General features: G+C 72.5%; 13 protein-coding genes. 7 read left to right on the plus strand and 6 right to left on the minus strand.

The genetic code is table 11. The features are described from left to right. Positions 1-44: 44 nt before the first annotated feature. Together ACTWLT_RS17700 and ACTWLT_RS17705 are read left to right on the plus strand one after the other, a co-directional pair. The gene (locus ACTWLT_RS17700; RefSeq protein WP_445319334.1) at positions 45-1,379 is read left to right on the plus strand and encodes a flavin-containing monooxygenase; all 1,335 of its coding nucleotides are present in this window, start codon (positions 45-47) and stop codon (positions 1,377-1,379) included. After that, the gene (locus ACTWLT_RS17705; RefSeq protein ID WP_445319335.1) at positions 1,376-2,215 is read left to right on the plus strand and encodes an SDR family NAD(P)-dependent oxidoreductase; all 840 of its coding nucleotides are present in this window, start codon (positions 1,376-1,378) and stop codon (positions 2,213-2,215) included. Before ACTWLT_RS17700 ends, ACTWLT_RS17705 begins: the two co-directional genes overlap by 4 nt. 14 nt (positions 2,216-2,229) lie before the next feature. Here the strand turns inward: ACTWLT_RS17705 and ACTWLT_RS17710 are convergent, their stop codons facing one another. Then, positions 2,230-2,880 carry a LysE family translocator gene (locus ACTWLT_RS17710; RefSeq protein WP_445319336.1) on the minus strand — a complete coding sequence of 217 codons (651 nt, stop codon included), beginning with the start codon at positions 2,878-2,880 and terminating at the stop codon, positions 2,230-2,232. A 227-nt stretch (positions 2,881-3,107) separates the two neighbouring features. Here ACTWLT_RS17710 and ACTWLT_RS17715 point away from each other — a divergent pair, with 227 nt between their 5' ends. After that, positions 3,108-3,593 carry a DnaJ family domain-containing protein gene (locus tag ACTWLT_RS17715; protein ID WP_445319337.1) on the plus strand — a complete coding sequence of 162 codons (486 nt, stop codon included), beginning with the start codon at positions 3,108-3,110 and terminating at the stop codon, positions 3,591-3,593. Between the two features lie 36 nt (positions 3,594-3,629). Further along, positions 3,630-4,166 carry a GNAT family N-acetyltransferase gene (locus ACTWLT_RS17720; RefSeq protein WP_445319338.1) on the plus strand — a complete coding sequence of 179 codons (537 nt, stop codon included), beginning with the start codon at positions 3,630-3,632 and terminating at the stop codon, positions 4,164-4,166. A 12-nt stretch (positions 4,167-4,178) separates the two neighbouring features. Here ACTWLT_RS17720 and ACTWLT_RS17725 read toward each other — a convergent pair whose 3' ends face one another. The 5 genes from ACTWLT_RS17725 to ACTWLT_RS17745 form a co-directional block, all read right to left on the minus strand. After that, a complete protein-coding gene (locus ACTWLT_RS17725; protein WP_445319339.1) occupies positions 4,179-4,754 on the minus strand; it encodes a maleylpyruvate isomerase N-terminal domain-containing protein in 576 nt (191 codons plus the stop codon). A 45-nt stretch (positions 4,755-4,799) separates the two neighbouring features. Next, positions 4,800-5,306, minus strand: coding sequence for a hypothetical protein (locus ACTWLT_RS17730; RefSeq protein ID WP_445319340.1), 507 nt, complete (start codon positions 5,304-5,306; stop codon positions 4,800-4,802). A gap of 66 nt (positions 5,307-5,372) precedes the next feature. Continuing rightward, positions 5,373-7,172 carry a serine hydrolase domain-containing protein gene (locus tag ACTWLT_RS17735; RefSeq protein ID WP_445319341.1) on the minus strand — a complete coding sequence of 600 codons (1,800 nt, stop codon included), beginning with the start codon at positions 7,170-7,172 and terminating at the stop codon, positions 5,373-5,375. 11 nt (positions 7,173-7,183) lie between these two features. After that, on the minus strand, positions 7,184-8,473 hold the full coding sequence (locus tag ACTWLT_RS17740; RefSeq protein WP_445319342.1) for an exo-beta-N-acetylmuramidase NamZ family protein: 1,290 nt from the start codon (positions 8,471-8,473) through the stop codon (positions 7,184-7,186). 10 nt (positions 8,474-8,483) lie between these two features. Then, complete coding sequence (locus ACTWLT_RS17745) at positions 8,484-10,304, minus strand: glycoside hydrolase family 3 protein (RefSeq protein ID WP_445319343.1); 1,821 nt, start codon at positions 10,302-10,304, stop codon at positions 8,484-8,486. Positions 10,305-10,527: 223 nt separating this feature from the next. Here ACTWLT_RS17745 and ACTWLT_RS17750 point away from each other — a divergent pair, with 223 nt between their 5' ends. From ACTWLT_RS17750 to ACTWLT_RS17760, 3 genes are read left to right on the plus strand one after another with little or no spacing between them, the layout of a single operon-like run. Next, complete coding sequence (locus ACTWLT_RS17750; protein ID WP_445319402.1) at positions 10,528-11,505, plus strand: ABC transporter ATP-binding protein; 978 nt, start codon at positions 10,528-10,530, stop codon at positions 11,503-11,505. A 15-nt stretch (positions 11,506-11,520) separates the two neighbouring features. Continuing rightward, positions 11,521-12,279 carry an ABC transporter permease gene (locus tag ACTWLT_RS17755; RefSeq protein ID WP_445319344.1) on the plus strand — a complete coding sequence of 253 codons (759 nt, stop codon included), beginning with the start codon at positions 11,521-11,523 and terminating at the stop codon, positions 12,277-12,279. A gap of 32 nt (positions 12,280-12,311) precedes the next feature. Further along, the gene (locus tag ACTWLT_RS17760; protein ID WP_445319345.1) at positions 12,312-13,094 is read left to right on the plus strand and encodes an ABC transporter permease; all 783 of its coding nucleotides are present in this window, start codon (positions 12,312-12,314) and stop codon (positions 13,092-13,094) included. The last annotated feature ends 8 nt before the right edge of the window (positions 13,095-13,102 follow it).

Here is a 13,102-nt window from a genome sequence, read left to right on the forward strand (position 1 = left end):
GCCCGACGATTATCCATCGGACGTTGGATTAAATGGGGGCAGCGATGGGCGCACGACCCAGGGTGGCGGTGATCGGCGCCGGAGCCGCCGGGCTCGCCGCCGTCAAGGCACTGCGCGACGCCGGGGTGCCGGCGGTCTGCTTCGAGGCCACCGACCAGGTCGGCGGCCTCTGGGTGTACGGGGCGCCCGACTCACCGGCGTACCGGACGCTGCACCTGAACACCAGCCGCGGCCGCACCCAGTTCGCCGACCACCCGATGCCCGCCGACTGGCCCGACTACCCCGACCACCGGCGGATCGCCGGATACCTGGCCGACTACGCCGACCGCTTCGGACTGCGCGACACCATCCGCCTGCGCCACACCGTCGAGCGGGTCACCCGGGAACCGGCGGGCACCTGGACCGTGCGGGCGAGCGGACCCGACGGCCCGGTCGAGGTCACCGTCGAGGCCGTCGTGGTCGCCAACGGTCACAACCGCGTGCCCCGGCTGCCCGACCCGCCGTACCCCGGCGCGAGCACCGCGCATCAGCTGCACAGCCACGACTACCGGGGCCCGGAACAACTGGCCGGCAAGCGGGTCCTGGTCGTCGGGGGCGGTAACTCCGCGATGGACATCGCGGTGGACGCCTCCCACGCGGCCTCCCGCACGCTGCTGTCGCTGCGCCGAGGCGTGTGGGTCGTCCCGAAATACCTGCTGGGCCGCCCCTCGGACACGCTCAACGGGGCGTTGGCCCGCCGGCTGCCGTGGCGACTGCGCCAGCGCATCACCCAGGCCATGCTGGCCACCACCGTCGGCAGTCCCACCCGGTACGGGCTGCCCGCGCCGACGCACGGCTTCCTGCAGGACCATCCGACGCTCTCCGACGGGTTGCTGTCCCGGCTGACCCACGGCGACATCGAGGCCCGCCCCGGCGTCGCCGCCCTCGACGGCGACCGGGTGGAGTTCACCGACGGCCGCAGCGACCCGGTCGACCTGATCATCTGGTGCACCGGCTACCGGGTGGAGATCCCGTTCCTGGATCCGGCGCTGCTGGGCGGGGGTGCGGACACCCTGCCGCTGTACCGGCACGTGTTCCACCCCGACGCGCCCGGCCTGGCGTTCGTCGGGCTGATGCAGTCCACCGGATCCGCGTTTCCCCTGGTGGAGGCGCAGGCCAAACTGATCGCCGCGCAGCTCGCCGGCCGGTACGCGCTGCCCGAGGCGCAGCGGCAGCGGGCCGCCTGTCGGGCCGAACTGCGAGCGGCGACCGCCCGCTGGGGTCAACGCCGCCCCGCGATGCGGGTGGACTTCGACGCGTACCTGGCCGAGCTGACCCGAGAACTGGCAGCCGGCAGCCGCCGCGCCCGCACGGCCTCGCCGCTTGGAGCGGGGCGGTGAGGAGCCGGACGGCGACCGGGCTGGCCGGCCGCCGGGTGCTGGTGACCGGGGCCAGCGGCACGTTCGGCCGTCACCTCGGCGCCGCGCTGACCGCCGCCGGCGCCCGGGTCGTCGGGCTGGACCTGCACGCACGCCCCGACGACGACCTGCCGGTGCTCGGCTGCGACCTGACCGACCCGGCCGCCGTGCCGCCGGCCGTCCGCGCCGCCGTCGAGCGGCTCGGCGGGCTGGACCTGCTGGTCAACAACGCCGGGGTCGGTGGCCCCGCCCCGGCGGAGCTGCCGCCGGACGAGACGGTCCGCCGGCAGCTCGAGGTGAACCTGCTCGCCGCGTGGCGGACCACCGCCGCGGCGCTGCCCCCGCTGATCGCCGCACGGGGACGGGTGATCTTCGTGGCCAGCCGGATGGCGGTGCTGCCGCTACCGCTCGCCGCCGCGTACGGGGTCAGCAAGCGGGCCCTGGTCGCCTACGCCGACGCGCTGCGCCACGAGGTGGGCACCCACGTCGGCGTGAGCGTCGTCTACCCGAGCATGGTGGCCTCACCGATCCACGACAGCACCGCCGAGGCCGGCCTGTCCCTGCGCGGGGTGTCCCGGCCGGAGCCCGTCGAGGGCGTGATCGCGGCGATCCTGCGTGCCGCCACCGCCCGACGGGCACCCCGGGACGTGGCGACCACGACGCGCGGGCGGGTCGAGTTGGCCGTCGGCCGGCACGCGCCCGGGCTGGCCGACCGGCTGGTCCGCCGTACCCTCGCCGCCCGGCTGGCCGCCGGGGACCTCGACGCCGCGCCGCTGGCCGCCGGGATGCTGCGGCGGCACCGCGAGCCGGGCCGCTGAACCACCGCGGCGGCTCAGGAGGTGGCGACCGCGGCGCGGGAGCGGTCGGTGGCGATCCGGACGGCCAGCGCGGCCAGCGCGGTGCCGGTCACCCAGCGCTGCACCCGCAGCCACAGCGGCCGGCGGGCGAAGAAACCGGCAAGGGAGCCGGCGGTGAGCACGATCAGCGCGTTCACGGTCAGCGCGACGGTGATCTGGGTCAGGCCGAGCAGCAGGCTCTGCGCCGCGAGGTGCCCCCGCGCCGGGTCGATGAACTGCGGCAGCAGTGAGACGTAGAGGATGGCGATCTTCGGGTTCAGCAGGTTGGTGACCAGGCCCATGGTGAACAGCCGTCGAGGCCGGTCCGGCGGCAGCGGTGCGGGACTGAACGGGCTCTGCCCACCCGGGCGCAGCGTCCGCCAGGCCAGCCACAGCAGGTAGCCGGCCCCGGCCAGCTTCACCACCGCGTACAGCGTCGGCACCAGGACGAAGACGGCGGCCAGGCCGGCGACCGCCGCGGCCAGGTAGACGCCGAAGCCGGCGGCCACCCCGAGCAGCGAGATCATCCCGGCGCGGCGGCCCTGCGCCACCGAGCGGGAGATCAGGTAGACCATGTTCGGGCCGGGTGTCAGCACCAGCCCCAGCGCGACCAGCGTGATGCCCAGCAGTGCACCCGTACCCACCATGACGCCCCCCGTTTCACCGATACCCCCACCGACCGTAGGCCCGACGGGGATGCCGGCACAGGGCCACCTGCCGGACCGTGGCCTGCCGCTGGAACCGGTCGTCCGGTCCGAAACCACCCCCTCGACCGAGCCCCGGGAATGGTCCCCGGCCCGACCGCGCTGTCTCCTTGCGGTGCGCGTTGCCCGCCGGAGGCGGCGCGTTACGGTGGCCAGGGAGGTGCCGCAGAGTGACCGAGGCGTGGGACGCGGCCGTCGAGGCGCAGATCCGGGGAGCCGTGCAACGCGGCGAGTTCGACAACCTGCCCGGCATGGGCAAGCCGATCCCCGGCAAAGGGGCGCCGTACGACGAGTCGTGGTGGATCAAGAGCTTCCTGGAGCGCGAGGCGCTGCCCAGCGACCTGCTGCTGCCGACCCCGCTGCAACTGCGCCGGCGCATCGAGCAGGTCCCCGACGAGGTCCGCGACCTGCCCACCGAGCAGTCCGTACGCGACTTCGTGGGGCAGCTGAACGCGCAGATCGTGGCCTGGTTGCGCAACCCCGAGGGGCCTCGGGTGGTGGTGCGGCCGGTGAACGCCGACGAGGTGGTCCGCGGCTGGCGCGCCGAGCGCGACCGGCGCGTGGCCCACACGCCGGCCGCCGAGCCGGCGACCGTCGCCGCGCCGGTCCGCCGGCCCCGCCGCGGCTGGTGGCTGCGCTGGCGCCGCCGGGGCTGACCCCCGCGGCGGCGGCGGCGACGGCAGACTGTGCGGATGGTCATCGAGTCGAGGGCGTCGGCCACCTCTCCCGCACTCGTCCTGCGCCGCTGGTGCGCGGACGACCTGGACGCGCTGCTGGCGGCATACCGGGATCCGGTGCTGCGCCGGTGGACCCGGGTCCCCGCGACCACCGCCGCCGAGGGCCGGCGGTGGCTGGATCGGGTACGGGACGACTGGGACGACGGCAGTCGGTACAGCTTCGCCGTCATCGAGGACGGCGTGGACGGTCCGCGGCTCGTGGCGAACGTGGTGCTCAAGGGCGCCGCTCCCGACCGGCCGGCAGCCGAGGTGGGCTACTGGACGGCGTCGTGGGCGCGCGGCCGGGGGATCGCCCCACGGGCGGTCACCATGCTCAGTCGGTGGGCGTTCGACCGGTTCGAAGCGCTGGAGCGCCTCGACCTGCTGCACCAGGTGGACAACGTCGCGTCCTGCCGGGTGGCGCAGAAGAGCGGCTACCTGTTCCAGGAGGTGTTGCCGGCCCGGCCGCCCTTCCCCCTCGACGGTCACCGGCACACGCTCACCGCCCCCTGAGGCGGGGACGGCTCAGTCCACCGCCGCCCGCCACCTCCAGGACGTGCGCCGTGCCCGACCCGGCAGCTCGCCGCGACCGGTCATCCAGAGCAGCACGTCGGGTGCGTCGCCGTCCGGGGCGTCCGGGAAGAGTCGCCGCAACACCAGCGCGCTCAGCCGCTGCGGCGGCTGCCACGGCACGCCGAGACCGAGGGTGATGTCGTGGGTGTGCAGCAGGGTCTCGGCCACCCCCATCGCGGCGAAGCCGGCCGGGTCGCAGGGACCGAAGTGCCAGGCCCGCGTCTCCGGGGCGGCGGCGTCGACGGCGGCGGCGAGCAGGCCGGCGCAGGCACGCAGCACGGTGAGCACCTGCGCCGGGCTCGCGTCGGGGGAGACCCGCAGGTCGTACGGCAGGTAGCCGTCATCCGGGCGGCCGGTGACCTGGCCGGCGTACGCGAGGAGGTCGTGCGCGACGTGCGCCGCGGTGGTCCAGCAGCTCCAGGTCAGCGTGCCGGCCGGCACCGACCAGTCGCGCTCCCGGTGTGGGTGCAGCACCCGGATTGTCTCGTCGGCCGCCTGAAGCAGGTCGGCGCCGGTCACCGCTGACATCCGTCGACCCTCGCAGTTGGTGCTCCGACGGCGCAACCGGGATCGTCAACCAGCCGCGGCGGGATGCGAGTCCAGGCGTTGTGTCGAGCCCGCCGCCAGCGCCTGGTCGACATGCTGGATGCCCGCGCGGACCAGGTCGCCGTACTGGTCGGCCGGCAGGTGCTCGGCGAGGCTGCGAGCGGTGGCCAGGTGCGCCCGGGCACGGGTGGTATGGCCCAGTCGTCGGTGCACGTCGGCGAGGTTCAGGTGCAGCGACGGCAGGAAGCCCCGCACCTGAAGCGTGTGGTGGTGCTGCTGGGCGCGTTCGTCGGTGAGGTCGGCGACGGCGGCCAACGCGCGTTCGTCCCACACCAGCTCGGCCTCGGCGGTGTCCTGCAGGTCGGCGAGGTAGTGGGCCAGGGTGCAGCGGTGCAGGGCGTCACCGGTGGGGCCGATCTCGTCCCACAGTGTGCTGAGCAACTCGCGGGCCTGGACCGGTGTGCCGGATTGGCCGAGCTGCACCGCTTCGATGATGCGCGTCATGGTCGGGTCGGGTGTCGGCTGGTCGTCCATGTCGCCGATGCTCGGGCCTCAACCCGGTCGAGGGTCAACTGCTGACGCCCGCCCCGGACGAACGGCTCAACTCCGCGCCGGTGACCACCCGTTGGCGACGAGTCGGGATGCGTCGGCGCCTTCGCCGGAGAAGAGCACACCGTCGCGGTCCTGGGCGACGACCCGGTCGACGTAGACGCCACGCCCCTGGCCGGAGCCGTCGGTGCTGCTGCTCCACCGCAGGTGCGTCGCCTGGTCGGGCAACGCCACCGAGACCTGCCACCACACCCGGCCTCCGTAGCCGGTGACCGTGCCGTCGGAGGTCCACCGGTGCCCGCCGTCGCGCAGCCGCATGGTCGCGGTGGCCCAGGTCTGCCCGCCGTCGGTGGAGACCTCGAACCGCGCGCTGTCGTAGCGGGGCTCGGTGTCGTACCAGAGCAGGAAATTCGCCGTCGCGCCCCGCGCGGGCCGGCGCAGCGGCGCCGTGAGAGTGCTCGTCGCGGAGTCGCGTGGCTCGGCCCGCCAGGCGCTGGCCGAGCGCGGCCGCACCGGCATCGCCTCGGCCAGGTCGCGGGCGACGGCACGGCGGGCCACGTTGTTGCTGCCCCAGCCGCGGTCGGGGTGCACCCGGTTGCTGAGCATGATGACGAACGAGTGGGAGAGCGGGTCGACGACGATCGACGTTCCGGTGAACCCGGTGTGCCCGAAGGCCACCGGCGAGGAGAGCCCCATCATGTACCAGTGCTTGTTCAGCTCGAAGCCGAGCCCACGATCGCTCTCCGGGTACGCCGACTCCAGTGGCGCGTTGTGGTTGACCAGCATCGCCCGCACCGTGTCCGGCCGCAGGATCCGCCGACCGTGGTATTCGCCGCCGTTGAGCAGTGACTGGCAGAGGACGGCCAGGTCCGCCGCCGTGGAGAAGACCCCGGCGTGCCCGGCCACCCCGCCGAGCGACCAGGCGTTCTCGTCGTGCACCTCACCCCAGACCATGCCCCGCCCGGCGTACGGCTGGTATTCGGTCGCGGCGATCCGTGACCGCTGCTCCGGGCCCGGGTTGTAGCCGGTGTCGGTCATGCCGAGCGGCCGGGTCACGCCGTCGCGGACCAGCTCCGCCAGCGGCCGTCCGGTCACCCGCTCCACCAGTACGCCCAGCGCGATCAGCCCGAGGTCGGAGTAGACGTACTGCGAACCGGGTGTCGCGCCGGCCGACAGGGGTGTGGCGAGCGCGGCGGCGAACCGCTGTTCCGGCGTCGGGTACCTGCTCCACAGCGCCGTGAACGCGGGCAGACCCGAGGTGTGGGTGAGCAGCATCCGGACGGTGACGGTCGCCTTGCCGCCGGCGGCGAACTCGGGGACGTACCGGGCGACCGGCGCGTCCAGCTCCACCCGTCCCCGCTCCACCTGCTGCATGGTGACGATCGTGGTGAACAGCTTCGACACCGACGCCAGGTCGAAGATGGTGTCGGACCGGGTCGCGATCTGCTCGTCGGCGGGCAGTTCCACGCCGACCAGACCGGGCGGTGGCCCGACGGAGGCGTACTTGACGGCGGTGCCCACGGCGGCGTGCTGGACGACCACGCCGTCCTTGGCGGCCAGCACCACCGCGCCCGAGTACGCCGGGTACCCGGGGTGGTCCGGTGTCGGCTGCAGATACGCCGCCAGGTCGGTGGGCAGGCGATCCACCTGGTCGGGGAGCAGCCCCACCTGGCGGGCCGTGCCGCGGCGCAGCGTGTCGTGCCGGAAGTGGATGTCGGCGGGGGTGACGACCGGCGGTCCGGACGGAGGTGCCGCGGCAGCCGCGGCGGTGGCCGGCAGCGTCGTGGTCAGGGCCGCCAGGGCCAGGGCGAGCGCGAGTGGGCGGAGCGGACGGCGGGTCGACCTGGTCATGACCGCACTCCTCAGTAGAGCAGGTAGGGCCGGCGTCGCCGGTTGAAGGTGGCCAGCTCGTCGGCCCAGGCGCCGACGACGTCGTCCACGTCGGCTCCGGCGTCGATCTGGGTACGCAGCCGCGGCGATCCGGTGAGCTTGTCGATCCAGTACGGGCGCACGGTGTCCCACGAGTCCTGCCGCCAGGCGAACGCCGGGTACTTGTGCGCCTCCACGAGCATCGCCACGCCGGTGCGGATCGGGTCGTACACGGCCGCGTCGGTGACCTTGACCTCCACGCCGGCGCAGAGCTTGTTGAGCAGGGCCGGCTTCTGGCCGGCGGAGGTCGGCGAGAAGTACGCCTCGCGGAACTCCACCCCGGGCAGGTTCCGGGCGTTGAGCCGGTCGCCCCAGTGATGGTCGAAGTCGGTCGCCAGCCCGCCGATCAGCTCGAACGGGCGGCACGTGCCGCGCCCCTCGGTGATCGACGCGACGCCTTCGAACAGGCCGGTGCCCGGGTAGACCAGCGCGGTGTCCGGGGTGGGCATGTTGGGGCTGGGCATCACCCAGGGCACGCCGGTGTCGGCGGCGAGGTCGTCGCGCTTCCAGTGCCGGCACCGCACCACGTGCAGGTCGACCGGCCGGCCCGCCTCGACCGGCAGGAACGTCGCGTTGAAGAAGCGGGCCAGCTCCCCGACCGTCATCCCGTGCTGCTGGATGATCTCCTTCAGGCCCACCCCCGAGGTGTACGGGGTGGTCATCATCGGCCCGTAGGCCCGCCCGCCGATCGGGTTGGGCCGGTCCAGCACGACGTAGCGTTTCCCGACCCGGGCCGCGGCGACCATCGACGTGTACATCGTCCAGATGTAGGTGTAGAACCGGACCCCCACGTCCTGGATGTCGAAGACCACCGTGTCCACCCCGGCCTCGGTGAACATGGCTTCCCACCGGGCCAGCGAGGCGCCGTACGCGTCGTACACCGGGATGCCGGTGCGGGCGTCGGTGCCGGTGCCCTCACTGCCGCCGGCCTGCGCGGAGCCACGGAAGCCGTGCTCGGGGCCGAACGCCGCGACCAGTTGCACCCGACCCGAGCCGTGCATCAGGTCGACGAGGTGCCGGTAGGACGCGTCGACGCCGGTCGGGTTGGAGACGACACCCACCCGCTGGCCGGCGAGCTCGGCGAACCCGGAGGACACCAGCTCGTCCAGGCCGGTGCGGACCTGACGGCCACGGGAGTCGGCTACCGCCGGTCCGACACCGAGCGCCGCCGCTCCCAGCGCGCCCGTACCGACCGCGCCGGCCAGGAAATTCCTCCGCTGCATTGGTTGCCTCCTACCAGCTCAGGCCGTGGCCGTAGGGGTAGAGCACGGAGCCCGACCCATCGGCCGTGGGGATCGTGACGGGCAGCCGTCCGCTCGGGGACAGCTCGCCGTGCAGCGCGCGGACGAGCGCGTCCATCGCCGCCCGGGTGTACGAGTACGTCGCCAGGTAGGTGGTCACGCCCGGCAGGTACGCGATGTCGTAGGGATCGCGGACCGCCACGACGACCACGGGTTTCCCGGTGCCGAGCAGCGCCGCGACGAGGCGCTGCTGGGTGGCGCGCGGGTCGGTGACGGTGGTGTCCCACGCCTTGTTCACCAGCACGACGGTGAGGTCGTGCGCGGCGGCCTGGGTTGCTGTCGCGGCGATCACCGCGTCGGAAGGCATGGTCGCCGGCCGGGCGGTGGTGCGGGCGCCGCGGGCGGTGAATCCGTTGGCGACCGTCGTGATCGGAGCGAAGGCCGCGCTGTCCCAGCCGGTGACCAGCACCGACCGGCCAGCGCGGGGCAGCGGCAGTATGCCGGCGTCGTTGCGGACGGCGGTCAGCGTCGGGTCGGTGACGCGGGTGACGGCGGCGAGGTGTTCCGGCGCGCCGACCGTCCGTACCGCCTTCTCCACGTCGACCAGCGGTGAGCGGGCCAGTCCCTGGCGGTACTTCATGGCGAGGATGCGCCGGACCGACTCGTCGATGCGGCGTTCGGTGAGTTCGCCGTCGGCGACGGCCCGCAGGACCGCGTCCCGGGCCAGGGCGAGGTCCGGCGGCATCAGGAGCTGGTCGGCGCCGGCCTTGAGCGCCAGCACGGGCACCCGCTCGTCGCCGTACTTCGTTCGTACGCCAGCCATGTTCAGCGCGTCGGTGACGATGACGCCCCGGAAGCCGAGTTCACCGCGCAGCACACCGGTGAGGATCGTCGGCGACAACGTCGCCGGGTCGCCGGAGGGGTCGAGCGCGGGGACCACGATGTGCGCGGTCATGATCGAGTCGACGCCGGCGCTGATCGCCCGCTTGAACGGCGGCGCGTCGATCCGGTCCCACTCGGCGCGGCTGTGGTTGATGACCGGGATGCCGGTGTGGCTGTCGGTGGCCGTGTCGCCGTGCCCGGGGAAGTGCTTCGCCACGGCGGTCACGCCGGCCCGGTCCTGGAAGCCGGTGACCTGGGCGGCGGTGAGGTCGCCCACCAGGGTCGGGTCGGCGCCGAAGGACCGTACGCCGATGACGGGGTTGCCCGGGTTGACGTTGACGTCGGCGATCGGCGCGTACGGCTGGCGGATACCGACGGCGCGCAGCTCACGGCCGGTGACCTCCGCCGCCGTCCGGGCGGCCGCCGCGGAGCGTGCGGCACCCAGCGCCATCGACCCGGGGAACTGGGCGGCGGGGGAGGGCATCCGCAGCACGGCGCCCTGCTCCTGGTCGGTGGAGATGAGCAGGGGAACCCGACCCTTCGCACCGTCGCCGAGGGCGGCCCGCTGGAGTCCGTTGGAGAGGGTGGCGATCTGGCGGGGACTGTCCAGGTTGTGCGACCAGGAGAAGTAGCAGACGCCGCCGAGCTGGTACCGGTCGATGACCTCCGCCGGCGTCTCGACGCCGAACGCGGCCCGGTTCGCGGCCCGGTCGGCGGCCGTGGGTTCGGTGGCGTCACCGCCGTAGACATAGGTGGCGAAGAGCTGCCCGACCTTCTGCTCCAGGCTCATGTGTCGCAGCGTCGACGTGACCCAGCCGTGCTCGGCCGAGGACGGGTGTGCTGGTCGGTCGGAGGCTCGGGCGGGGAGGGGGGCGAGGGTGACCGCCAGTGTGGCCGCCCAGGCGGTCGCGGTAACGAGTCGGGTCTGCATAGACGCCTCTCAGTCCGGGTGGCTGAAACTTAGCTACGTGCCAACCGCCAGTCAAGAAGGGAACCTACAAATTGCTGCCAGTGGCCACCCGAAGGCGCTGGCGGCCCGCTCCGGTCGCCTTGCTGGTACCGGGCCGGCATACCGCCCTCACCGACCGTCCTGTCTAAAATTTCCACTGCGTTGTTCAAATCTTGCAGTTGTGGGTCGTCATCCGTAGGCTGCCCTGGTGAGCGAACGTCCTCTGGTCGCGGCGACCGGCTTGACCAAGGTCTATCCCCGGCGCAGGTCCACGGCGGAGTTCCGCGCCGTCGACGGCATCGACTTCGAGGTCCAGCGGGGCGAGGCCTTCGGACTTCTCGGCCCCAACGGTGCCGGCAAATCCACGACCATGCGCATGATCGCCGCGACGTCGCCGATCAGCGGCGGCAGGCTGCGCGTGCTCGGAATGGACCCGATGAGACAGGGGCCGGAGATCCGCTCCCGACTGGGTGTCGTGACGCAGGACGACTGCCTCGACAACGAGCTCACCGTCCGGGAGAACCTGCACATCTACGGGCGATACTTCAGCCTGCCGCGGCCGGTCATCCGCGAGCGCGTGACCCGACTGCTGGGCTTCGCCCAGCTTGAGGAAAAGGCCGGAGACCAGGTCGAGACGCTGTCCGGCGGCATGCGCCGGCGGTTGACCATCGCCCGCTCTCTGATCAACGAACCCGACATCCTGCTGCTCGACGAACCGACCACCGGCCTCGACCCGCAGGCTCGGCACATCCTGTGGGACCGGCTCTTCCGGCTCAAACAGGAGGGCGTCACGCTCATCCTCACCACGCACTACATGGACGAGGCCGAGCAGCTCTGCGACCGCCTCGTCGTGGTCGACCACGGCCGGATCGTCGCGCACGGCTCGCCTCGCGACCTGATCACCCGGTACGCGACCAGGGATGTTCTCGAACTCCGCTTCCGCCTCGACGAACGGGACACCGCGGCGGAGAAGCTCCGGACGTCGCCACTGGCCACCGGCGGCAACGACACCGACGGCCGCGTCGAGCTGCTTCCCGACCGGGTGCTCGTCTACGCCGCCGACGGCGAGGCGGCCCTGTCCGCGGTGCACGCCATGTCGCTCACGCCACTCACCGCGCTGGTGCGCCGCGCGACGTTGGAGGACGTGTTCCTCAAGCTCACCGGCCGATCGCTCATCGAGTAGCAGGAGAGACGACTGGTGCTTCGTTCCTTCGGATACTGGATCACGCTCTACCGGCGCACCTGGCGCGGCTCGATCGTGATCAACGTGCTGAACCCGTTGCTGTTCCTCATCGGTGTCGGTGCCGGCCTGGGCTCCCTCGTGGACGACAACGCCCCAACCCAGATCGCCGGTGTCACCTACGCGGCGTTCTTCGCTCCGGGCATGCTGGCCGCGGCGGCGATGCAGAACGCGTTCCTGGAGGGATCCGCAGGGGTCGCCCGGGCCGCGGGCTTCGGAGCGTACCGGGGCGCCACGCCGACGCCGCTCAAGCCGGAGCAGCTGGCCGCCGGGCACCTGCTCTTCATCGCCTTCCGGGTGCTCATCGCCAGCGGTGCCTTCATCGTGGTGATGGCCGCGTTCGGGCTGATCGGAGGCTGGTGGGCGCTCGGCGCCCTGCTCGGCGCGACGCTGACCGGCGTCGCGTTCGCGGCACCGGCCGCGGCGTGGGCAGTCGGCGTGCGCAAGCTGCGCCACATCGACACGGTGTTCCGCTTCGTCATCATGCCGCTCTACATGTTCTCCGGTACGTTCTTCGCGGTCTCGCAGCTACCAGAGTGGATCCGACCGGTGTCCTACGTGCTGCCGCTGTGGCACGGGGTGGAGCTGTGCCGCACGCTCAGCCTCGGCACGGCGACGGTCATCGGCAGCTCCGTCCACGTCATCTACCTGCTGGCGCTCGCGGTCGGCGGCTTCCTGGTCGCTCGCATCACCTACCGCCGAAGGCTGCATCCGTGACCGCCCACGCCAACAACCCCCGTGGAGAACCCATGACCACCGTCGCCGTACCCACCTGGACGCGACGTCGGACCCTGGCTCTCGTCGAACGCAACTTCATGCTCTACCGCCGGTCGGTCACGCCGCTGCTCAACGCCCTCGTCGAACCGATTCTGTACCTGTTGTCGATCGGTGTCGGCGTCGGGCTGCTCGTCGGCACGGTACCCGGGGTCGATGTCCCCTACGCCGTCTACGTGGCCCCGGCGATCCTGGCCACGACCGCGATGAACACCGCGTTCAACCAGACCAGCTTCGGTGTCTTCGTCCGCATGAGGGTCGAGAAGACCTACGACGCGATCCTGCCGACGCCGCTCTCGGTCACCGACATCGCCGTTGGCGAGGTCACCAGCGCGATGATCAACGCGTTGCTGACGTCGATCGGCTTCCTCACCCTCATGGCGCTCGGCGGGCTCGTCACCTCGGCCTGGGTGCTGCTGGCCCTGCCGGCGTCGGTGCTGATCTCCTACGCGTTCGCCGCGGGTGGACTGGCCGTCACGACGTACCTGCGCGACTTCCCCGACTTCCAGTACATCCAGCTCTTCATGCTGCCGATGTACCTGTTCGCGACGACGTTCTACCCGCTGTCGGTCTACCCGGAGGCCGTGCAGCCGCTGATCCGGGCGCTACCGCTCTACCACAGCATCGAACTCGTCCGGGAACCCGCGCTGGGCCGCCTCAGCTGGGACCTGCTGATACCCGTGGTCTACCTCAGCGCCTTCGGGTCCATCGCGATGTACGTCGCCACCCGCCGAATGACCCGGGCCATGCTGCGCTGACAACACCT

The sequence above is a fragment of the Micromonospora yongxingensis genome (genome assembly GCF_052601155.1).

Coding starts and splice junctions, on each gene's coding strand:
- ACTWLT_RS17735 (WP_445319341.1), bottom strand. CDS start 7,172: ATGACCAGGTCGACCCGCCGTCCGCTCCGCCCACTCGCGCTCGCCCTG.
- ACTWLT_RS17720 (WP_445319338.1), top strand. CDS start 3,630: ATGGTCATCGAGTCGAGGGCGTCGGCCACCTCTCCCGCACTCGTCCTG.
- ACTWLT_RS17730 (WP_445319340.1), bottom strand. CDS start 5,306: ATGGACGACCAGCCGACACCCGACCCGACCATGACGCGCATCATCGAA.
- ACTWLT_RS17760 (WP_445319345.1), top strand. CDS start 12,312: ATGACCACCGTCGCCGTACCCACCTGGACGCGACGTCGGACCCTGGCT.
- ACTWLT_RS17740 (WP_445319342.1), bottom strand. CDS start 8,473: ATGCAGCGGAGGAATTTCCTGGCCGGCGCGGTCGGTACGGGCGCGCTG.
- ACTWLT_RS17710 (WP_445319336.1), bottom strand. CDS start 2,880: ATGGTGGGTACGGGTGCACTGCTGGGCATCACGCTGGTCGCGCTGGGG.
- ACTWLT_RS17700 (WP_445319334.1), top strand. CDS start 45: ATGGGCGCACGACCCAGGGTGGCGGTGATCGGCGCCGGAGCCGCCGGG.
- ACTWLT_RS17745 (WP_445319343.1), bottom strand. CDS start 10,304: ATGCAGACCCGACTCGTTACCGCGACCGCCTGGGCGGCCACACTGGCG.
- ACTWLT_RS17725 (WP_445319339.1), bottom strand. CDS start 4,754: ATGTCAGCGGTGACCGGCGCCGACCTGCTTCAGGCGGCCGACGAGACA.